The organism is Caulobacter soli (assembly GCF_011045195.1).
GTDB lineage: Bacteria > Pseudomonadota > Alphaproteobacteria > Caulobacterales > Caulobacteraceae > Caulobacter > Caulobacter soli.
Window position 1 is genome coordinate 1412057 of sequence record NZ_CP049199.1, and the last position, 20707, is coordinate 1432763.

Genomic DNA, 20707 nt, shown 5'->3' on the forward strand with positions numbered 1-20707 from the left:
GGCTTTCGATCCTAGTCGGACGTTCTGTATCCCTCTCTCATAGAGAGAGGGAGGGGCCCGCGCCGAAGGCGTGGGAGGGTGAGAGGTTACAATCTTTCAGGACGAAGCACGGCGAGGATGTCGCCGAAGCCGCCAGGGTCGGCCAACACCCTTTCGTTGGGAAGCCTCAAACCACATATCCGAACAGTTCCAGCGCCTGCGTGCGGCGCTCGTCATAGTCTTCCCGCCCCTCGTGCGCGAGGCCGTCCAGTTCGACGATCAGCTTGCCCGTCTCGCAGACGAAGTCAGCGAAGTAGCGGTCTATCGAGACCTGCCGCAGAAACCTGAACCCGCCCAGCTGCCGGTTGCGCACAAGCTTCCAGAGCGTCTTCTCGGCCAAGGTCTGGTTCTGACGAAGGCGGCGGGCGTTGGTGGTCTTGTCCATGCCCGGAGCATGACCTTGGCCCTTGGAGGCGCTCAACCTAAGAAATGGGGATTTTCGGCAAGCGGTGAAACCTCTCACCCTCCCACCGCTTCGCGGCGGGCCCCTCCCTCTCTCAAAGAGAGAGGGGTTCCGAGGGCCGCTACCCACCCTTAGCGGACCTTGTTGCTCTCCGCGCGCTGTTCGCTGAATGTGCGCTCATGACTGATCAAGACGAAGAAGCGTGGTGCGACGAGCGGCGCAGCGAGGTGGTCGAATATCTGGATCGGGCCTCGCTCCACCACGGGGAAGTCGGCGAATGGCCTGCTTGGCACATCGCGCCATATGTCTCTGTGTGGGCAATTGAGAGCGTAGTCACGCCCGGAAGCGTTGGGTGGTGGGCGCTCTGCGGCGACTTGCCTACGGACTATTGCGCCGCCAACGACTGCCGTTCTCCTAGGGAGGCGGTCGCGAAAATAGCGCGCACGTGGCTTAAGTCCGTCGCCGAAACCCCGCCGGATGACACGACGCTTAAAGGTCTCGGCCTGGATGCCTCTCTCGGGCCGATGCTAACGAGTCGCGCGAACGCCCTGCTTGACTGGGAGCGAGATCCGGCGATTTGGGCATAAGACCGCCAACCACCTTCTCGGACGTCACCGGCGTCCGTTCGTGACGGCTTATCCGCCACGACGGATGAAGCCTCGCCGTTGCAGGCGGTTCGCGGGGATCGAGCGCTGTTTATCCCCGTCAACGCCACCAAGAACCCCAATCTCTTCAACGCCCTGAAGAAAAATCAGCGTCACCAATCCTCGGCGTTCAGAACCCTCCCATACTGAACAGGTCTCCATCACGGGGAGGGCTGTTGGTACCGGCCCGAGCAGGCGATGGAGATGGAACCGAGCGGGGCCGCCTGGGCCTTGGCGATCGGATCGCGTCGGCGGCGGGGCTCAGAAGGCTCCAAGGCCCGGCGGGGGCGATGGCGGGACAGGCGGGATGACGGGGCTGGAAAGTTCAAACCGGCCTGTTCGAGGATCAGTCGGAGTCGCCGACGGCCCCTTCCGGGCGACTTTGATCCTGCCCGCCTGAGGGGAAACGTCGATCGGGATGAAACAGGCCCTCAATCGCCGTCCCTTGAGAAGAACGGTTTCGCGGAGCGGACTGGTCTAGCCGAAACGCACTTTCAAACTCACGGTCATCCGGGCTGGGCCCGGACCGCTTCGCGCCTCCCCACCTCGCTCACAGCCAGATTGGCGTGAGATCACACCCACTTGCCCCCACCTGGCGACTTCGTCGCCTGTCCGCCCCCGTAGGGGGCGGAGCGCTCTTCCCCCTCCGGGGGAAGACGACCGCGAAGCGGTCCGTAGGGGGCAAGTGATCGCCGCACCAAACCCTGCAAGGGAGCCTTCCCATGCCCAAATCCAAGCCGCCGCGTCGCCGCAAGATCCGCCGAGGTAACGACCTCCGTGTTCTGATGATTGAAGGCGTCCAGGCCGACGCGATGAGGCCCTAATTTGAAGGCCTCACCCCCGCTGCAACAACACCGTCGGCGCTTCGCGATAGGTCGTGCGAGCCACCTCCAGGAAGCCCATCTTCCAGGCCAGCTTGAGGGAGGGCGCGTTGTCGGGGTCGATGATGCAGACCACGGGCGCGTCGCCCCAGACGCTCTTGCCCCAGGAGAGGGCGCCGACGATGGCCTCGCTGGCGAAGCCCTGGCCGTGGGCCCAGCTGGCCAGGGCCCAGCCCATTTCCGGGACGCCGTCGATGGAGGGCTCGATCCCCCGGTGAAAGTCGGCGAAGCCGATCTCGCCCACATAACGGCCGGTCGCCGTCTCGCGCGCCGCCCAGTAGCCGTAGCCCAGCACCGCCCAAAGGCCTCGGGCCCGCAGCAACCGGTGCCAGCTCTCCTCGGGCGTCGAGGTGCGGCCGCCGATGTACTGGGTGACGATGGGATCGCTCCACATCGCGGCGCTGTCCTCGAAGTCGGAGGCTTGCGGCGGGCTCAGCGTCAGGCGGGCGGTGGTCAAGGTGGGCGGAATCATCGAGGTCCTGTTCGGCTCTGCGCGGCCAGCCTATATCGGCGGCGCCCGTTGGCCAGGACCCGATCTGATGACAGCCCCGCAAGACGCCATCGCCGCCCGCCGCAAGCTGACCAACAAGCTGATCGCCGGCAAGGACGCCCGCCGCCTGGCGCCGTTCTTCGCGCCGGAGATCAAGGTGATCGTCGGCGACGGCTCGCTGATCCTGGGCGCCCGCGACGTGCTGGAGGCCTTCGCCAGCCAGTTCGCCGACCCGGCCTTCGTCGCCTATGTCCGCACGACCGAACGCATCGACCTGGACGCGGCCGGCGATCGCGCGGCCGAGCAAGGGACGTGGGTGGGCGTGACGCGTGGCGTTCCCGACACGCGCGGAACCTACCTAGCCACCTGGCGCAAGGTCACCGGCCAGTGGGTGATCGAGAACGAGCTGTTCGTGACGCTGAGCTGAGTGACTGGGCGCCAGGCGGGCCGCCGCACGAAACGTGCGCTCCGTCGCAAGATGACGGGAAATTAATACCGCCGCCGTTGCCGCGCCCGGCAAGGCCCTCTACCCCTTTGCGTTCAAAATCGAGGGAAGGGGACCCCGCCTTGCAAAACCGTCGTCAAATCCTGCTGTCCACCGTCGCCGTCGGCCTGGCCGCCGCGACCCCGGGCCTGGCCCTGGCCGACGTGCCGGCCGCCTCGGGCGAGGCCGCCAAGCTCAACGCCCTGTTCGACGCCATCATGGCCAAGCAGTTGCGCCAGTCGCCCGAAACGACCACGGGCCTGGGCATGGACGTCGGCGACCTGGCCTGGACCAAGTCTTTGCTGGGCGACCGCTCGTTCGCCGCCATCGCCGCCGGTGTCGTCCAGACCAAGCAGCAGTTGGCAGACCTGCGCGCCATCGACCGCAAGGCCCTGACCGGCATGGACGTCGTCAACTACGACACCGTCGAGTTCACCCTGGCGGTGCAGGACGAGGGCAACGAGAAGTTCACGTACGCCGGCGGTGGTTCGGGCGCGCCCTATATCCTCAGCCAGCTGACGGGTGCGTACCAGTCCTATCCCGACTTCCTCGACACCCAGCATTCGATCGAGACCAAGGAAGACGCCGACGCCTATCTGTCGCGGATGGAGGCCTTCGCCCGGCTGATGGACCAGGAAACGGCGATCGCGGCCCGCGACTACGCCGACGGCGTGATCCCGCCCGACTTCATCATCGACAAGGCCCTGACCCAGATGAAGGCCTTCGCCGACACCCCGACGGCGCAGGCGCCGCTGGTCCTGTCGGTGGCGCGCCGCACCAAGGCCAAGACCATCCCGGGCGACTGGGCCGGCGAGGCGGGCAAGATCTACGAAGGCTCGGTGGTCCCCGCCCTCCGTCGCCAGATCGCCCTGCTGGAGGGCGTCCGCCCGAAGGCCACGCACGACGCCGGCGTCTGGCGCCTGAAGGACGGCGGCGACTACTACGCCGTGTCGCTGAAGAACTACACGACCTCGACCATCACCCCCGACGAGATCCACCAACTGGGCCTGGACCTGGTGAAGTCGCTGTCGGCCGAGATCGATGCCCTGTTCAAGAGCCGCGGGATCACCAAGGGCACGGCCGGCGAGAAGATGCGCGCCCTGGCCACCGATCCCTCGCAGGTCTACGCCAACACCGACGCGGCCAAGGAACAGCTGATCGCCGACCTGAACGCCAAGGCCCAGTGGATCGAAAAGCAGCTGCCGGCCTATTTCGGCCAGCTGCCCAAGGCCCCGCTGGAGATCCGCCGCGTGCCCAAGGCCATCGAGGTCGGCGCGCCGGGCGGCTACTACAATTCGCCGTCGCTGGATGGGAAGCGTCCGGGCATCTACTGGATCAACCTGCGCGACACGGCCGAGCAGCCCAAGTACCTGCTGACCACCCTGACCGTCCACGAGGGCGTGCCGGGCCACCACCTGCAGCTGTCGATCTCCAACGAGGCCCAGGGCCTGCCGCTGATCCGCAAGACCATCGGCAATTCGGGCTACACCGAGGGCTGGGCGCTCTATACCGAGCAGCTGGCCGTCGAGATGGGCATCTACAAGGACGACCCGTTCGGCCACATCGGCATGCTGCACGACGCCCTGTTCCGGGCCGTGCGCCTCGTGGTCGACAGCGGCATGCACTACAAGAAGTGGAGCCGCGAGCAGGCGGTGAAGTACATGGCCGAGACCATGGGCGACGAGGAAAGCGGCACGATCACCGAGATCGAACGCTACGTCGTCTGGCCGGGCCAGGCCTGCAGCTACATGGTCGGCAAGATCACCTGGCTGCGGGCGCGCGAGCGGGCCAAGAAGGCTCTCGGCAAGAAGTTCGACATCCGCAAGTTCCACGACGCCGGCCTGCTGGCGGGCATGACCCCGCTGACCGTGCTGGACAAGGTGGTGGACGACTACGTGGCCAAGGCCAAGGCCGGGAAGTAGGGAAGAGGAGGGCTAGCCCCAGCCCTCCGAAACCCCCGCCCGCCGCGCCGCCGGCGTCACCGGGGCCAGCTTCAGCGCCGGCTGGGGCTGGTCGGCGGGTTTGCCGAACAGCCAGCCCTGGGCGAAGTCGACGCCGGCCTTGCGCACGACCTCCTCGACCTCGGCGGTCTCGACCATCTCGGCCACGGTGCGGATCTTCAGGTCGCGGCACAGCTCGACCAGCCGCCGGACCATCGCCCCGTCGCGGCCGTTGCCGGCCAGTTCGCGCACGTAGCGGCCGTCGATCTTGACGATGTCCAGGCTCAGTTCCTGCAGATAGGCGAACGACGAGGCCCCGGCCCCGAAGTCGTCCAGGCAGACCAGCGAACCCAGGCCGCGCAGGCCCTGGATGTGCAGGTTGGCGCGCGGCAGGTCGTCGATGGCGCTGGTCTCGGTGATCTCGAAGATCAGCCGCCCCTTGGCCGCCGCGTGCTTGGTCAGCAGGCCGGCGATGTGGTTGACGAAGGTCTCGCTGACGATCGTGCGGCCCGAGACGTTGACCGCCAGCTTGATCGCGCCGGTACGGTCGCTGGCCAGGCGCTTGACCGCCATGTCGGCGATGGCGTGGTCCAGCTCCTCGATCAGGTCGAACTCCTCGGCCATGCGGATCAGTTGGAACGGGCTGCCGCCGTCCTCGAAGCGCACCAGGGCCTCGTGGTGATGGGCCAGGCCGGTCCGCAGGTCGACCACCGGCTGGTAGGCCAGGGTGAAGCGCCGCTGGCTGACCGCCACGCCCAGGGCGCCGGCCCGCGACAGGGTGCGCTTGACCGAGCGGTTCATGGCTTCCGACAGGCTCAGCGGCGGGGTGTCCTTCAGACCTTCGCGCAGGAAGTCGTCGAGGGCGTAGCGCAGGGCCTTCAGGCCACGCGACGGGGCGACGCCGCCGTCGATCGGCACGACGTGGGCGGTGGCCTGCATCGCCGTCGTGCGGGTCAGGCGCTGGGCCATCTCGTCGGGATTCTCGGCCTTGGCGCGCACCAGGGCGAAGCGTTCGGACGACAGCTGGGTGGCCATGGCGCCGGCGTGGGACTCGGCCCGCACCGCGCCGGCCAGTTTCAGGTCCAGGGCGTGGGCCTCAGGCTTGGACAGCTGCTGGCGCACCGAATCCAGGCCCGAGAAGTCGACCATGGCCAGTTCCAGCTCCAGGCCGGTGACGCGGGCGGCCTCGAACAGGCCGCGGGCGATGTCCTCGAAGCTTTCGCGGCTGCGCAGGCCCATCGCGTCCATGTCGCCCGACGGCGCCGTGCCGGGGGTGACCGAGACCGAGATCCGGCCGCCGTTGTCGGGCAGGGCGCGCATGGTCAGGTTGACGTAGCGGGCCGGTTCGCCGGCCATGCGGATGGTCACGGGACCGCGTCGCAGGCCATCGCTCATCACGCCGGTCACGGCGTCGATCAGCGGACGGTCGGCGGCGGTGAACAGGTCGCGCCAGGCGCGGCCCATCAGGGTCCGCTCGTCCTGGCCCATGATCCGTTGCGCCGCGCCCAGCGCCAGGATCACCCGGCCGTTCTCGACTTCCAAAAGCAGGTCGGCGCTGGCGAAGGCCAGGCCCAAAAGGCGGCGTGGATCGATCGACAAGACGGTAGTCCCCCGGAAGAGGGGCAGGATCGCCGGGCCGTTGTTAAAGACCGGTTGCGCTTGAGCTTATTCGGGGGGCCGCAAACGTGGGGAAATGTCGCACCCGGGCGATCCAAGGCTGTATGGGGCCTGGGTTTGCGCGCCTGGCTTGTTTTCAGGATTCGACTCGCGTGTCCGGTCTGATGCGACCGTTCCTGACGCATGAGCCCTTTAGAGTAAGAACATGTTGCGAACATGGAACAAACCATGTACGCATTAATCATTCCACAGGCGGGTGGGCGCGGCGGTCGCGAACCTCCGATCCGGTTGCTGGAATCATGGAATAAGGGCGGACCTCTCCAATGAGCAATCAGGCGGCTTTGAAACTCGTGGGCAAAGAAGACGGCGACAAGCAGCGCGCTCTTGAAGCGGCGCTGGCGCAGATCGACCGGGCGTTCGGCAAGGGCTCGGTGATGAAGCTGGGCGAAAAGGGCAAGGTCGAGATGGAGTCCATCTCCACCGGTTCGCTCGGCCTGGACATCGCGCTCGGCATCGGCGGCCTGCCCAAGGGGCGGGTGATCGAGATCTACGGTCCGGAAAGCTCGGGCAAGACCACCCTGGCCCTGCACGTGGTGGCCGAGTGCCAGAAGGCCGGCGGCACCGCCGCCTTCGTCGACGCCGAGCACGCCCTGGATCCGGGCTACGCCTTCAAGCTGGGCGTCAATCTCGACAACCTGCTGGTCTCCCAGCCGGACAACGGCGAACAGGCCCTGGAGATCACCGACACCCTGGTGCGCTCGGGCGCGGTCGACATCGTGGTCGTCGACTCGGTCGCGGCCCTGACCCCCAAGGCCGAAATCGAAGGCGAGATGGGCGACAGCCTGCCGGGCCTGCAAGCGCGTCTGATGAGCCAGGCCCTGCGCAAGCTGACCGCCTCGATCAACAAGGCCAACACCATCGTCATCTTCATCAACCAGATCCGCCACAAGATCGGGGTGATGTACGGCAGCCCGGAAACCACCACCGGCGGCAACGCCCTGAAGTTCTACGCCTCGGTCCGCCTGGACATCCGCCGCACCGGTTCGATCAAGAACCGCGACGAGATCGTCGGCAACAACGTCCGGGTCAAGGTGGTCAAGAACAAGGTGGCCCCGCCGTTCCGCGAGGTCGAGTTCGACATCATGTACGGCGAGGGCATCTCCAAGCTGGGCGAGATCATCGACCTGGGCGTCAAGGCCGGGATCATCGACAAGGCCGGTTCCTGGTTCTCGTATAACAGCCAGCGCATCGGCCAGGGCCGCGACAATGTCCGCGAGTTCCTTAAGGCCAACAAGGATCTGGCCGCCGAGATCGAGGTCGCCGTGCGCAAGTCTTCCCGCAAGATCGAGGAAGAACTGCTGGTCGGCGGTCCCGAGGACGACGGCGACGAATAGGACTTCCCCGGTCCGGGCCGCTTTCGAGCGTCTGGACCGGCCGAAGGTTTCGCGGCCGCCGCCCGCTGCGGGCGACCCCGCCTTATAGCCCGCCGCGCTCACCGCCCGGTCGGCCGCGATCCCCGGACGCCTGGACCCCATGCCAGGCGTCCGATTTCGTTTCGGGCCTCCGCCCCCTACGGGGGCGGACAGACCGCGAAGCGGTCAGGTGGGGGCAAGTGGGGGTGTCACTGTGCCGGCGGTCCAAGTCCTCAACCCCGTGGGAGAGGCTCTCGGTGGGGCCAACCACCAACGCGATTTCCTCTCCGCTTGAAACCGCGCTATGCAGCGCCGACTTCCGGTTAGACCGGACTCAGTACCGAAGCCCCGAGACGCCGATGACCAGCCGACCCAGCCTGAACGAGATCCGCAGCACCTTCCTGAACTATTTCGGGGCGGCCGATCACGCGATCACGCCGTCGGCTCCGCTGGTGCCGCAGAACGATCCGACGCTGCTGTTCGTGAACGCCGGCATGGTGCCGTTCAAGAACGTGTTCACGGGCGCCGAGACCCCGACCCACCCGCGCGCGACCTCGTCGCAGAAGTGCGTCCGGGCCGGCGGCAAGCACAACGACCTCGACAACGTCGGCTACACCGCCCGCCACCACACCTTCTTCGAGATGCTGGGCAACTTCTCGTTCGGCGACTATTTCAAGGAACAGGCGATCCATCACGCCTGGACCCTGCTGACCCGCGACTTCGCCCTGCCCAAGGACAAGCTGCTGGTCACCGTCTACCACACCGACGACGAGGCGGCCGATCTCTGGAAGAAGATCGCGGGCCTTGGCGACGACCGCATCATCCGCATCCCGACCAACGACAATTTCTGGTCGATGGGCGACACCGGCCCCTGCGGCCCGTGCTCGGAAATCTTCTTCGACCACGGCGAAGGCATCCCCGGCGGCCCTCCGGGCAGCCCGGATGAAGACGGCGACCGCTTCATCGAGATCTGGAACCTGGTGTTCATGCAGTTCGAGCAGATGGCCGGCGGCGAGCGCGTCTCGCTGCCCAAGCCGTCGATCGACACCGGCATGGGCCTGGAACGCGTCGCCGCCGTCCTGCAGGGCGTGCACAACAACTACGATGTCGACCTGTTCAAGGCCCTGATCGCCGCCAGCGTCGAGCTGACCGGCGTCAAGGCCGAAGGCGCCGAAGCGCCGTCGCACCGCGTGATCGCCGACCACCTGCGCTCGTCCTCGTTCCTGCTGGCCGACGGCGTCACCCCCTCGAACGAAGGCCGCGGCTACGTGCTGCGCCGGATCATGCGCCGCGCCATGCGTCACGCTTATCTGCTGGGCGCGCAGGAGCCCCTGATGCACCGCCTGGCTCCGACCCTGGTGGCCGAGATGGGGCAGGCCTATCCGGAACTGCGCCGCGCCGAGGCCTCGATCGTCGAGACCTTGCGCCAGGAAGAAGAGCGCTTCCGCGTCACCCTGGGCCGCGGCATGGGCCTGCTCGACGAGGCCACCGCCAACCTGTCGGCCGGCGGCGTGCTGGACGGCGAGACCGCCTTCAAGCTCTACGACACCTACGGCTTCCCGCTGGACCTGACCCAGGACGCCGTGCGCGCCAAGGGCATCACCGTCGACACCGACGGCTTCGACGTGGCCATGGACCGCCAGCGCACGATGGCCCGCGCCAACTGGGCCGGCTCGGGCCAGCAGGGCGCGGCCGCCGCCTGGTTCCCGATCCGCGAGGCCAACGGCCCGACCAATTTCGTCGGCTACGACACCACCGAGACCACCGGAATCGTGAAGGCCATCGTGCTGGACGGCGCCCAGGTCGAGACGGCCCAGGCCGGCGCCAGCGTCGACGTCCTGCTGGACCGCACCAGCTTCTACGCCGAGAGCGGCGGCCAGGCCGGCGACACCGGCGTGATCGAGGCCAATGGCGTCGAGAGCCGCGTGACCGACACCCAGAAGCAGGCCGGCGACCTCTATGTGCACCGCGTCGAACTGGCCGGAGCGCTGAAGGTCGGCGATCAGGTCGTGGCCTCGGTCGACGCCGACAAGCGCACCACCACCCGCGCCAACCACTCGGCCGCCCACCTGGTGCACGCCGCCCTGCACCACGTGCTGGGCCCGCACGTCGCCCAGAAGGGCCAGATGGTCGACGGTGACCGCATGCGCTTCGACTTCAGCCACGGCGGCCCCCTGACCGCCGACGAGATCGAGCGCATCGAGGCCGAGGTCAACGCGGTGATCCGCCAGAACGTGCCCGCCGAAACCAGGGAAATGGCCCCGCAGGAGGCCATCGAGGCCGGCGCCGTGGCGCTGTTCGGCGAGAAGTACGGCGACAGCGTCCGGGTGCTGACCCTGGGCGAGTCCCTGACCGAAGCCGGCAAGGCCTATTCGGTCGAGCTGTGCGGCGGCACCCATGTGGCCCGCACCGGCGACATCGCCCTGTTCAAGATCGTCTCCGAGCAAGGCGTGGCCGCCGGCGTGCGTCGCATCGAGGCCCTGACCGGCGAGGCGGCCCGTCGCTTCCTGCTGGACCAGGCCGGCGTCGCCAAGGCCCTGGCCGACCAGTTCAAGACCCCGGTCGCCGAGGTCCTGACCCGGGTCGACGCCCTGGTCGCCGAGCGCAAGTCGCTCGAGCGGCAACTGGCCGAGGCCAAGAAGCAACTGGCCCTGGGCGGCGGCTCGGGCGGCGGCGCGGCGGGTCCCGAGGATGTCGCGGGCACGGCCTTGATTGCCCGCGTCCTGGACGGCGTCGGCGGCAAGGAACTGCGCGGCGTGGCCGAGGAGTTCAAGAAACAGCTGGCCAACGGCGGCGTCGTCGCCCTGGTCGGCGTGACCGACGGCAAGGCCGCCGTCACGGTGGCCGTGACCGCCGATCTGGTCGACAAGTTCAGCGCCGCCGACCTAGCCAAGGCCGCCGTGCTGGCCATGGGCGGCCAGGGCGCTGGCGGCAAGGCCGACTTCGCTCAAGGCGGCGCCCCCGACGCGACCAAGGCCCAGGAAGGCCTGGACGCCATCAAGGCCGCGCTGGCGGGCTAACCGCCTCGGCGGCTCTCGTTCCGGACGGTTCGGCACGTCGCCGAACCGTCCGTTCCCGTCAGAACGCGTGGCGCAGCGTCACGCGTGCGTTGCGCGGTTCGCCGTAGACGAAGCCGGCGAACCAGACGTTGTTGCTGTAGTAGGTCTTGTCGAACACGTTATCGACGTTGACCTGGACCGAGGTGCGGTCCGTCAGCTTGAACTGTCCCATCAGGTTCACCAGCACATAGGCCGGCTGGCCGACGGGTTCGGTCAAGCCCGTGCCAGGGTTCACCGCCGTCTGCGGCGGCCGGCTCTCCCAACGCAGGGACCCACCCAAGCTGATCCGGTCCAAGGCGCCGCGCAGCGCATACTTGGTGGACAGCCGGAAGACGCGCCGGGGGTGGTGGGCCTGGACGTTCACGCCGTCGCCGTCCTTGGCCGTGAACTGGCTCCAGCCCATGCTGACGTCCCAGCCTTCCGTGACCTGGCCCTGGACCTCGGCCTCGTAGCCCTTGGATACGGTGCCTTGGGCGGCGCGATAGGCCGGGTCGATCGTGCCTGGAACGAAGAAGCCGTCGTCGGCGACCGCGAAGTTGTTCTGTTCGACGCGGAAGATGGCGGTGGACGCCCGCAGCCGTCCGCCCATCAGATCGGCCTTCAGCCCGGCCTCGTAGTTGTCGCCCTCGAGCGGGTCGAGGTACTTGCCGTTGCGATCCTTGTAGCTCTGCGGATCGAAGATGCTGGTGTAGCTGGCGTAGGCCGACAGGGTGTCCGTGAAGTCGTAGATCAGCCCGGCATAGGGCGTGAAGACGTTGGTCTGCTTGAGCGTGAAGGCCACGGGCGTATAGGTCGCGACCTCTTCGTCTCGCCGCCAATAGCTGAGGCGGGCGCCCGCGATCAGCTTGAGGCGGTCCAAGAGCTGGAAACGGGTCGCGCCGTAGACGGCGGCCTGCTTGGTAGTTCCCAGGCCAGACATGTCATAGCGCGGGCCCCAGGTCGGTTCCGGATAGCTGCCGTCCCAGAGACGGAAGTCGCCCGAGTCCGGCACGGCCGAAACGGGATCCTGGTTGGTCCAGCCGGTCGACAGGCGGTTGTACATGGCGCCCAGGACCAGCTCGTGTTCACGGCCGAACAGGCTGTAGCCGCCCTTGACCGTGAGGTTGAGGTTCCACTGATGGGGCGCGGTCTTGTACCAGTAGGGCCAGGCGCTCATCCCTTGGCCGGTCTGGGAATCCAGATCGCCCCACATCCACAGCAGCTTGGAATCTTCCTTCTGGCGGTGATAGGCGGCGTCGCCTCGGATGGACCAGCGGTCGTTCAGGGAATGCTCCAGGGTGACGAACGCGGCCTGCTCGGTGGTGTCCCACTGGTTCCACTTGGCGGCGCTGGTCTGCGAGCGCGGCCAGTGGGTGCGCGTGCCGTCGCTGTACCAGTACGGAAGCTGGCCCCACAGGGTGCCGCTGCGCTCGTCACGCTGATGGCTGGCGCCGAAGCTCAGCCGCGTCCTGTCGCCTAGGTCGGCGTCGATCACGCCGTACAGGGTGAAGCCTTTGTTGGCCTCCAGGTCGACGAAGGCCTTCTCGTCATAGACCTCGGCGACGAAGCGGCCGCGCACGGCGCCGTCGCGGGCGAGGGGCGCCGACACGTCCGCCGTGCCCGAGAAGTGGTCCCACGACCCCGCTTCCAGGGTCAGCTCGCCCGAGAGCTCCCGAGCAGTCGCATGCTTGCGCACCAGATTGATGGAAGCCGAAGGCTCGCCGGCGCCCTGCATCAGGCCGGTCGCGCCGCGCACCACCTCGACCCGCTCGTAGATCGCCGTGCTGGTTTCCTCCAGCCCGATGTTGCCGGTCTCGAACGGCACGCCGTCGAGCTGGAAGTTGGTGATCTCGAAGCCCCGCGCCGACAGGCCGTTGCGCCCCCGGTCCACGGCTTTCACCGACACGCCGGTCGTGTAGGCCAGCACGTCGGTCACCTTGGACGCGGCCTGATCCTGGATCTGCTCGCGGGTGATGATGCTGAGGGACTGGGGCGTCTCGCGCGGCGTCAGGTCCAGACCCGTTGCCGTCGTGTTCTTGGCCGCGCCCCGCCCGTAGACCAACAGCTCGTCCACCGCGACCTTGTCCTCGGCGGCGATTTCCTGCGCCGAGGCCATGGCGGGCAGCAGGAGCATCACCGGCGCCAGGGCGAAGAGAGACGCCGATCGCGCCCATTTGAGCCGACGCGCGACCGTTGATGATGGTGTTCCGTGCATTCGACGCTCCTCCCGATTTCAGGGCGTCTGCGTATTGCATATGATATTCACTTGCAAGTTGTCGCCATAATTGCGCGCCAATTACCCGGCCGGCGATGCCTACCGCCGATCTTCCAGGATCATCGCCGCGCCCTTTTCGGCGATCATCACCGTGGGGGCGTTGGTGTTGCCCGAGGTGATGGCCGGCATTACCGAGGCGTCCACCACCCGCAGGCCCTTGAGGCCGCGCACCCGCAAGCGTGCGTCGACGACCGCCCGCGCATCGTCGGCGGGGCCCATGGCCGCCGTGCCGACGGGGTGGAAGATCGTGGTGGCCAACGCCTTGGCCGCCGCCAGCAGGTCGGCGTCCGTCTCGGCCGCCGCGCCGGGACGGAACTCCTCGGGGGTGTAGCGCGCCAGGGCGGGTTGCCCGACGATCCGGCGCGTCCAGCGTAGCGAGGCGACCGCGACGTCGCGGTCCTCCGGCGTGGCCAGGTAGTTGGGATCGATCCGGGGCGGGTCGGCGAGGCCAGGACCCGACAGGCCGACGCCGCCCCGGCTGGTGGGCCGCAGGTTGCAGACGCTGGCGGTGAAGGCCCCGAACCGGTGCAGGCCGTCGCCCCACTTATCCAGGCTCAGCGGCTGGAAGTGGAACTGCAGGTTCGGCGTGGCGCGGCTGGAGTCCGAGCGACAGAACATCCCCAGTTGCGAAGGGGCCATGGTCAGGGGACCGGAGCGCCGCAGCGCGTAGTCGACGCCCATGCCCACGCGCCGGACCAGGTTCGCGTAGTCGGTGTTGAGCGTGCGCACGCCGCTGACCCTGTAGACCGGCCGGATCTGCAGGTGGTCATGCAGGTTGGCGCCGACGCCCGGCAGGTCGTGGCGGACGACGACGCCGGCTCGCCGCAGGGCCTCGGCGTCGCCGATGCCCGAGCGCTGCAGGATCAGCGGCGAGCCGATCGCTCCGGCCGCCAGGATCAGCTCGCCGGTGATCCGAGCGGTCAGGACCTGGCCGCCGCGCACGGCGCGCAGGCCCGTGACGCGCCGCCCGTCCAGCACGATCCGTTCGACCTCGACCCCAGTCTCCAGGCGCAGATTGCCGCGCGCCAGCACGGGCTTGAGGAAGGCCGAGGCGGTGCTCCACCGCCGGCCGGCCCGCTGGTTGACCTGGAAATAGGACGAGCCGAAATTGTCGCCGCCGTTGAAGTCGTCGATCGCGGGCACGCCGGCCTGCTCTCCGGCCTGGCGGATGGCGTCCAGGATGTCCCAGCGCACGCGGGGATGCTCCACCCGGTATTCGCCGCCCGCTCGGTGGTGATCACCCATCGGGGCGATGTGGTCTTCGTGGCGCAGGAAGTAGGGTAGGACGTCGGACCAGCCCCAGCCCACGAGCCCTTTCTGTCGCCAATTGTCGTAGTCCTGCGCCTGGCCGCGCATGTAGATCATCGCGTTGATCGACGAGGAGCCGCCGATCACCTTGCCGCGCGGATAGGCCAGGACCCGGCCGTCCAGGCCCGGCTGGGCGGTCGTCTCCAGCCGCCAGTCGGCGCGCGGATGGCCGATGGCGAACAGGTAGCCGACGGGGATGTGGAACCAGATCCAGTTGTCGCGGCCGCCGGCCTCGAGCAGCAGCACCTTGATCGCGGGATCGGCCGACAGGCGGTTGGCCAGCACGCAGCCCGCCGAGCCGGCGCCCACCACCACATAGTCGAACTCACCGAGGTCGATCTCGTCCGTCATTCCGCCGAATCCTCCGCCGCCGCGCCTCGTCGGGACGGTCGATGGGCTCAGGCTGGGCCAAGCGCGCGGCGTTGGGAAGCTCGGGCGCTAACCGAGGGCGCGACGGGCGCCGGCCGCGCGGCTCTTACCGCCCCGACGATGTCGCCCAGCGCCGCGTCGAGCGTGGGGTAGGTGAAGGCGAAGCCGCTGGCGAGGGCCGCCTTGGGCGCGATCCTTTGACCTTGCAGCAACAGCTCGTCGGCGAAGGCGCCCAGGGCCAGCCGCAAGGGCGCGGCCGGGGCGGGCAGCAGGGCGGGGCGGTTCAGGGCTCGGCCCAGGGCCCGGGCGAAGGCGGCGTTGCGCGCCGGCTCCGGCGCCGTGCCGTTGACCGCGCCTTCGAGATCGGGCGTGGCGATGGCGTGGGCGATCAGGCGCACCAGGTCGTCGAGATGGATCCAGCTCATCCAGTGACAGCCGGCGCCGAAAGGCCCGCCCAGGCAGAACTCGAACGGCGTCAGCATGCGCGACAGGGCCCCGCCGTCAATGGCCAGGACGATGCCGATGCGCAGGCGCACCACGCGCACGCCCAGGTCTTGCGCGACCATGGCCGCCCGTTCCCAGCGCCGGCAGACGGTGCGCGAGAAGCAGTCGTGGCCGTCGGCGGTCTCGTCCAGCACCTCGTCGCCGCGCAGGCCGTACCAGCCGATGGCCGAGCCGCTGACCAGCACCTTGGGGCGATGGTCCAGCCGCGCGATCAGCCGGACGACGGCGCGGGTCACCTCCAGGCGCGAGGCGATGATCCGCCGACGCTTGGCGGGGGTCCACAGGCCATCGGAGATCGGCTCGCCGGCCAGGTTGACGACGGCGTCCAGGCGCGTGTCGTCGGCGATTTGGTCGAGAGCGGTGACGATCCGGATCGGGGCGGGCAGGTCGGCGGCGGTGGCGCGGCTGCGGGTCAGGGCGGTGACCTCGTGGCCGGCGGCGACCAGGGCGGCGACCAGGCGGCGGCCGATCAGGCCGGTGGCGCCGGTGACCAGGATGGACTGGCGGGGCGGCAACGCCGCGACCAGGGGCGCGGGCGCTGCGGCGATGATCCGTCGGGCGCGTCCGGCGGCGGCCAGGTCGCGCAGGCCGAAGACCACGACCGCGGCGGCGGCCAGGGCGCAGAGCACGCTCCAGACGCCCTGGAAGGTCGGGACCAGCGCCGTCGGGCCGGCCGCCCAGTCCGTCAGGAGCGGGATCACCAGGGCCAGCACCACGCCGTAGTTCAGGGTCAGCAAGGTGTGGGTGACCCGCTCGCTGGCCGGCAGCTTGCGCGTGCGGTCCTCCTCGACGAAGTCCCACAGGGTCAGGACCAGTTCGCCCAGCATCAGCACGATCAGGGCGACGGCCAGCGCCCCCTGCGGCCGGCTCCAGCCCAGGGCCAGGAAGATCACCGCATAGGCCAGGTTGCGCGCGCCGTGCAGCCGCAGCTCGCGCGCCTGGGACGGTCGCCAGGCCAGGCGCTCGGTCAGTTCGTGATGATAGAGGGTGTCGAACCCGCCCATCGCCACCTGGACGAACAGCAGGATCCAGATCAGGTCGCTCATCGGTCCTGCTCCCGAAGTTGAGGGATCGGACGCTCGCGGAACATCCCGACCTGATGAAGCATCTGGCCGAAGAGGGGATGGCGCAGCGCCAGCACGAAGGCGAAGCCGTCGTGACCCTGGTCGATGTGGCTGATGGTCAGGGCGCCCGGCGCCAGCCAGGCCGGCAACCTCAGCCGCACGGGCCCGACGGCCAGGAAGTACCCGCGGCTACGGAAGTGCAGGGCCGTCTCGTCGGCGCTGACGGCCAGGGCGATGCCGAAGCCGCAGCCGAGATACTCCTCCAGGCCCGTGGGACCGGCGAAACGTTTGCTGCTGTGGATCACCTGCGGGAAGCCGTGGGCCTGGTTGTACATCCGGGTCCAGAACTGGCCGCCGGTCCGGCCGTCCTCGGTGACGGTCACGACGGCCGCCGCGCCCAGGTCGTCGTGCAGGGGTAGGGGCGCGCCGATTGGCCGGCACAGTTGAGCCAGCAACCTGCCGGCTCCGTTGCGCCGGCTTTCAGTGATCTCGCCGACATAGGTCACGGCCATGCCGGGGCGCAGGCGCTTGCTGAACCGCTCGCGCACGGCGGGGGGCAGGCGGTTCCAGTCGGCCTCGCCCAGCAGGGCGCGGAAGCGCAGGTCGTGCAGGTCGGCGGGCTTGGCGGGCAGGGGCGCGGGGGCGTCCTGACGCTGGTCCGGATGGGGTCTCTTGCGTTCGATCATCGTCAAATCCCCTGTCCCGTCTTGCCTGTTATTTCTGTTCAAAGAGAAATAGCAGCGCAAATTTTTAGGTCGTCTTGTCCGTCTTGCCTCGGCCCATGCCGAGCAGGCCGACCACCTTGGAGCCCAGCTTGATCAGCGACATCAGGGTGCTGGGCGGCACGGTCAGCATCTGGCCGTACCAGCTGTCGATCGTGGTGACGAAGCCGTGCATCTCGTTCAGCCGCTTGCGCGCCACCGGGCTGAGCGTGGTGTCGCCCTCGGCCGCGGCCAGGACCGGGCCCAGCGCCTCGACCATCGGATCGATCTCGCGCTCCTTGCGGCCTTGCGCGATGCGGGTCAGCATCTGCCACAGGTCGGCCTCGGCCTCGTAGTGGTCGCGCCGGTCGCCCAGCATCGGCACGCGGCGGATCAGTTTCCAGCCGATCAGCTCGCGCAGGCTGTTGGAGACGTTGGAGCGAGCCATGCCCAGGTCCTCGGCGATGTCCTCGGCGGTCATCGGCTTGTCGGCCAGATAGAGCAGGGCGTGAATCTGGGCGACCGAGCGGTTGACGCCCCATTGCCCGCCCATGTCGCCCCAGCGCAGCACGAACTGCTCGACCGCGGCGGGGAGGCGCTTCGTGGTGTCTGCAGTTTCTGTCATGACAGAAATATGCGATTAAGTGCGGGTGGAGTCAACTAGCGTCGTCCCGACAACGGACGGGGACAGGCACATGTGCCTGTCCCCAATCCAGCACGCGCCAAGCGGCGCCAAAATAGTGAACGCTGATCTCCGAATGCGGAAATTCGTGATCACGAAGTCTCGCCGCCCAGACGGCGCGGGCGCAGCCTCCGCCTGAGACAATCGGTGGAGAGGGATGGGGTCATGAGCGAGGAAACCGCCGGCGGCGGCGTCAGTTACGAAAAGGTTGGCGCCGAGTATTTCGACAAGCGGGGCCTCAAGCGCTATGCGGGGGTGTTCTCGCTGTGGGCGCTGGGCGTGGGGGCGGTGATCTCGGGCCAGTTTTCCGGCTGGAACCTGGGCATGGGCACGGGCGGATGGGGCGGCATGTTCGTCGCCACCCTGATCATCACCGTGATGTACCTGGGCCTGACCTTCTCGATCGCCGAGATGGCCGCCGCCCAGCCGCACACTGGCGGGGCCTACAGCTTCGCCCGCGCCGCCATGGGGCCGTGGGGCGGCTTCATCACCGGCCTGTGCGAGAACGTCGAATATGTGCTGACGGCCGCCGTGGTCTGTTTCTTTATCGGCTCGTACCTGGGGGGCATCTTCGAGACGCCGGCCTGGGTGCAGCCGCTCTACTGGCTCGGCGCCTACATCATCTTCGTCGGGCTGAACGCCGGCGGCGTGGCGATGTCCTTCAAGTTCACGGTGTTCGTCACCCTGCTGGCCCTGGCCTGCCTGGCGGTGTTCTGGATCAGCGCCCTGCCGCACGCCGACTTCTTCAAGTACGCCATGAACGTCGGCCCCGGCGGGACCGAGCTGAAGGACGGCCACGGGCCGTTCCTGCCGGCCGGCATCGGCGGCGTCCTGACCCAGCTGCCGTTCGCGGTCTGGCTGTTCCTGGCCATCGAGCAACTGCCCCTGGCGGCCGAGGAGAGCCACACCCCGCAGCGCGACCTGCCCAAGGGCATCATCCTGGGCATCAGCACCCTGATCATCTCGGGCCTGCTGGTGCTGTGGCTGAACAGCGCCATCTCGCCGGGGACCTTCGCCCTGGCCAAGTCGGGCGAGCCGATCCTGGAAGGCTTCCGCACGATCTATGGCGGGGGCCTGGCCAAGGTTCTGGCCGCCATCGCCGTGGCCGGGCTGGTGGCCAGTTTTCACGCCGTGATCTTCGCCTACGGCCGGCAGATCTATTCGCTGTCGCGGGCCGGCTACTTTCCCCGCGCCCTGTCGGTGACCCACGGCACGCGCAAGACGCCGGACGTGGCCCTGCTGACGGGATCGGCCGCCGGCCTGGCGGTGATGCTGGCCGTCTGGTTCATCCTGGGGGCCGAGAAGGGCGCGGCGGTGATCGGCGGCACGCTGCTGAACATGGCGGTGTTCGGGGCGATGCTGTCCTACGTGGCCCAGGGCCTGTCGTTCATCCTACTACGCCGCAAGTTCCCCAACCTGGAGCGGCCCTACAAGAGCCGGTTCGGCCTGACCGGCGCGGGCCTGACGGTGGTGATCTCACTGGTGACGATCTTCTACCAGCTGAAGGATCCGATCTACCGCACCGGCGTGATCGGGGTGGCCGTCTGGTTCGCCGTCGGCATCGCTTATTTCGCCCTGTTCGGCCGCAAGAAGCTGGTGCTGTCGCCGGAGGAGGCCTTCGCGATCAGCGGCGGCAAGACGGCCTACGAGACGCACTGATACGCCGCCCCGCGCTCCGCGGAATGTCCGGTCAATGTAACGCATTGTAAAATCCGGGGTTCGGCCCCTGGCCGGTCTTCCGTTCATAGTTCTTAACTCCGTTCCGTACAGTCGGGGGGACGGATCGATGAGACAAGCGGCGGCCATGGAGCGCGGTTCGGAGCGAGCAGGGGGTGAGATCGCGATCCTCAACCCCCTGGTCGGTGAAATCACCGAGGCCCTGCTGGACCTGGGCGGGGCGGCGCATCGCGACCTGGTCGTGGCCTATGTCGCCAAGCGCCGGGGCGTCTACCGGCCGTCCGAGGCGATGCGGCGGGAGCTGGACGAGGCCTTCGCCGCCTACTGCCGCGGCGCCAGCGATCCGCGCGCCGCCAGCCTGCTGCACCTGCCCTATGGGCCGCACAGCCACCGTTGGGCGCTGACCGACCAGGCCTACGGCATGCTGCGCGGCCAGTCCGGCGCCGAGGTCCGTTGACGCCGGCGTCGACATTGCGGGCGGTGGCCGATCGCCTCGGCATGAGCTCCATTCGCCAGCGTCCGCGCGTGTTGATGACCGCCGCCGTGCTGAGCTTGATGCTGTGGAGCGCGGTCGGCTGGGGCCTGGGATGGCTGGTCGAGCGGCTGGTCCAAAGGTAGAGTTCAGGCCGCCCGACGGGCGCCTCAGGGGATTCCAATGCGCGTACTGCTGACGACCATGGTCGCGAGCCTGCTGCTGGGCGCTTGCGCGACGCGGCCTCAGGTGGCTCACGAGGGCGACCTGACGGGCCTCAAGGGGCAGGCCGTGCTGACGGAAGCGGGCGCCGCCGCGCCGACGGGCGCCGATGCGACCCTGGCCAAGTCGATCGAGGCGCGCGTCCTTAGCCGGATCAGCGAAGCCGGCGCTGTTCAGCCCGGCGCGCTGCCGGCCCGCTACCGCGTGCAGGTGGCGGTCGGAAGCTCGCCGGCCGGGGTCGGGATCTCCACGGCCGTCGGCCCGCAGGTGGGCGTCGCCCCCTGGCGCAGCGCCCCCACCAAGCTTCGGCCCTGGTCACGGCGCGGTCCGGTGCGCACGGCGACCTTGGCGGTGCTGGACCTGTCGAACGGCAAGATCGCGGCCTGGGCGACCGTCCGAAGCTCCAGCGGCGACGCCGACGACCTGGCCAACCGACTGGTCGCGGCGCTGAAACCCGCGAAGGTGTAGAGCGCTTCCGGGACGAC

The 20707-nt window shown here is 68.5% G+C and carries 16 protein-coding genes; 8 read left to right on the forward strand and 8 right to left on the reverse strand.

Features of this window, described 5'->3' with window-relative positions:
- Positions 1-166 precede the first annotated feature (166 nt).
- Positions 167-424, reverse strand: coding sequence for a DUF559 domain-containing protein (locus G3M62_RS06935; RefSeq protein ID WP_425483839.1), 258 nt, complete (start codon positions 422-424; stop codon positions 167-169).
- A gap of 197 nt (positions 425-621) precedes the next feature.
- Here G3M62_RS06935 and G3M62_RS26910 point away from each other — a divergent pair, with 197 nt between their 5' ends.
- Complete coding sequence (locus tag G3M62_RS26910) at positions 622-1029, forward strand: DUF4826 family protein (protein WP_165185767.1); 408 nt, start codon at positions 622-624, stop codon at positions 1027-1029.
- 891 nt (positions 1030-1920) lie between these two features.
- Here the strand turns inward: G3M62_RS26910 and G3M62_RS06945 are convergent.
- Complete coding sequence (locus G3M62_RS06945) at positions 1921-2439, reverse strand: GNAT family N-acetyltransferase (protein WP_165185769.1); 519 nt, start codon at positions 2437-2439, stop codon at positions 1921-1923.
- Between the two features lie 67 nt (positions 2440-2506).
- Between G3M62_RS06945 and G3M62_RS06950 the strand changes: the two genes are divergently transcribed.
- Together G3M62_RS06950 and G3M62_RS06955 are read left to right on the forward strand one after the other, a co-directional pair.
- Positions 2507-2884 (forward strand): YybH family protein, encoded by a 378-nt coding sequence (locus G3M62_RS06950; protein WP_165185770.1) that lies wholly within the window; start codon positions 2507-2509, stop codon positions 2882-2884.
- A gap of 140 nt (positions 2885-3024) precedes the next feature.
- Complete coding sequence (locus G3M62_RS06955) at positions 3025-4863, forward strand: DUF885 domain-containing protein (protein ID WP_165185772.1); 1839 nt, start codon at positions 3025-3027, stop codon at positions 4861-4863.
- A gap of 12 nt (positions 4864-4875) precedes the next feature.
- On the opposite strand, the gene G3M62_RS06960 is transcribed toward G3M62_RS06955, so the two are convergent.
- A complete protein-coding gene (locus G3M62_RS06960) occupies positions 4876-6480 on the reverse strand; it encodes a sensor domain-containing phosphodiesterase (protein WP_205691954.1) in 1605 nt (534 codons plus the stop codon).
- Between the two features lie 341 nt (positions 6481-6821).
- On the opposite strand from G3M62_RS06960, the gene recA reads away from it, so the two are divergent.
- Complete coding sequence (gene recA, locus G3M62_RS06965) at positions 6822-7892, forward strand: recombinase RecA (RefSeq protein ID WP_165185773.1); 1071 nt, start codon at positions 6822-6824, stop codon at positions 7890-7892.
- A gap of 377 nt (positions 7893-8269) precedes the next feature.
- Entirely contained in the window at positions 8270-10930 is a 2661-nt protein-coding gene (alaS, locus tag G3M62_RS06970; RefSeq protein WP_165185775.1) for an alanine--tRNA ligase, read from the forward strand.
- Between the two features lie 58 nt (positions 10931-10988).
- On the opposite strand, the gene G3M62_RS06975 is transcribed toward alaS, so the two are convergent.
- From G3M62_RS06975 to G3M62_RS06995, 5 genes are all read right to left on the reverse strand, one after another.
- Positions 10989-13082 (reverse strand): TonB-dependent siderophore receptor, encoded by a 2094-nt coding sequence (locus G3M62_RS06975; RefSeq protein WP_165185776.1) that lies wholly within the window; start codon positions 13080-13082, stop codon positions 10989-10991.
- A gap of 180 nt (positions 13083-13262) precedes the next feature.
- Positions 13263-14882, reverse strand: coding sequence for a GMC family oxidoreductase (locus tag G3M62_RS06980; protein WP_165185778.1), 1620 nt, complete (start codon positions 14880-14882; stop codon positions 13263-13265).
- A 47-nt stretch (positions 14883-14929) separates the two neighbouring features.
- Positions 14930-16450, reverse strand: a complete 1521-nt coding sequence (locus tag G3M62_RS06985) for a TIGR01777 family oxidoreductase (protein WP_165185779.1) — start codon at positions 16448-16450, stop codon at positions 14930-14932.
- Positions 16447-17154: a DUF4166 domain-containing protein gene (locus tag G3M62_RS06990; protein WP_165185781.1), complete on the reverse strand. Its 708-nt coding sequence runs from the start codon at positions 17152-17154 to the stop codon at positions 16447-16449. The genes G3M62_RS06985 and G3M62_RS06990 overlap by 4 nt, the downstream gene beginning before the upstream one ends.
- Before the next feature lie 64 nt (positions 17155-17218).
- Positions 17219-17794: a GbsR/MarR family transcriptional regulator gene (locus tag G3M62_RS06995; RefSeq protein ID WP_165185782.1), complete on the reverse strand. Its 576-nt coding sequence runs from the start codon at positions 17792-17794 to the stop codon at positions 17219-17221.
- Positions 17795-18016: 222 nt separating this feature from the next.
- Between G3M62_RS06995 and G3M62_RS07000 the strand changes: the two genes are divergently transcribed.
- From G3M62_RS07000 to G3M62_RS07010, 3 genes are all read left to right on the forward strand, one after another.
- Positions 18017-19510 (forward strand): amino acid permease, encoded by a 1494-nt coding sequence (locus G3M62_RS07000; RefSeq protein WP_165185784.1) that lies wholly within the window; start codon positions 18017-18019, stop codon positions 19508-19510.
- Between the two features lie 127 nt (positions 19511-19637).
- Positions 19638-19985 carry a hypothetical protein gene (locus G3M62_RS07005; protein ID WP_165185786.1) on the forward strand — a complete coding sequence of 116 codons (348 nt, stop codon included), beginning with the start codon at positions 19638-19640 and terminating at the stop codon, positions 19983-19985.
- A gap of 198 nt (positions 19986-20183) precedes the next feature.
- Entirely contained in the window at positions 20184-20690 is a 507-nt protein-coding gene (locus G3M62_RS07010; protein WP_165185787.1) for a hypothetical protein, read from the forward strand.
- Positions 20691-20707: the final 17 nt, after the last annotated feature.

What these genes read in the sequence shown, in the direction of transcription:
- G3M62_RS06935 (WP_425483839.1), bottom strand. Translation starts at nt 424, where the DNA reads ATGGACAAGACCACCAACGCCCGCCGCCTTCGTCAGAACCAGACCTTG.
- G3M62_RS26910 (WP_165185767.1), top strand. Translation starts at nt 622, where the DNA reads ATGACTGATCAAGACGAAGAAGCGTGGTGCGACGAGCGGCGCAGCGAG.
- G3M62_RS06945 (WP_165185769.1), bottom strand. Translation starts at nt 2,439, where the DNA reads ATGATTCCGCCCACCTTGACCACCGCCCGCCTGACGCTGAGCCCGCCG.
- G3M62_RS06950 (WP_165185770.1), top strand. Translation starts at nt 2,507, where the DNA reads ATGACAGCCCCGCAAGACGCCATCGCCGCCCGCCGCAAGCTGACCAAC.
- recA (WP_165185773.1), top strand. Translation starts at nt 6,822, where the DNA reads ATGAGCAATCAGGCGGCTTTGAAACTCGTGGGCAAAGAAGACGGCGAC.
- alaS (WP_165185775.1), top strand. Translation starts at nt 8,270, where the DNA reads ATGACCAGCCGACCCAGCCTGAACGAGATCCGCAGCACCTTCCTGAAC.
- G3M62_RS06975 (WP_165185776.1), bottom strand. Translation starts at nt 13,082, where the DNA reads ATGCTCCTGCTGCCCGCCATGGCCTCGGCGCAGGAAATCGCCGCCGAG.
- G3M62_RS06980 (WP_165185778.1), bottom strand. Translation starts at nt 14,882, where the DNA reads ATGACGGACGAGATCGACCTCGGTGAGTTCGACTATGTGGTGGTGGGC.
- G3M62_RS06985 (WP_165185779.1), bottom strand. Translation starts at nt 16,450, where the DNA reads ATGAGCGACCTGATCTGGATCCTGCTGTTCGTCCAGGTGGCGATGGGC.
- G3M62_RS06990 (WP_165185781.1), bottom strand. Translation starts at nt 17,154, where the DNA reads ATGATCGAACGCAAGAGACCCCATCCGGACCAGCGTCAGGACGCCCCC.
- G3M62_RS06995 (WP_165185782.1), bottom strand. Translation starts at nt 17,794, where the DNA reads ATGACAGAAACTGCAGACACCACGAAGCGCCTCCCCGCCGCGGTCGAG.
- G3M62_RS07000 (WP_165185784.1), top strand. Translation starts at nt 18,017, where the DNA reads ATGAGCGAGGAAACCGCCGGCGGCGGCGTCAGTTACGAAAAGGTTGGC.
- G3M62_RS07005 (WP_165185786.1), top strand. Translation starts at nt 19,638, where the DNA reads ATGAGACAAGCGGCGGCCATGGAGCGCGGTTCGGAGCGAGCAGGGGGT.
- G3M62_RS07010 (WP_165185787.1), top strand. Translation starts at nt 20,184, where the DNA reads ATGCGCGTACTGCTGACGACCATGGTCGCGAGCCTGCTGCTGGGCGCT.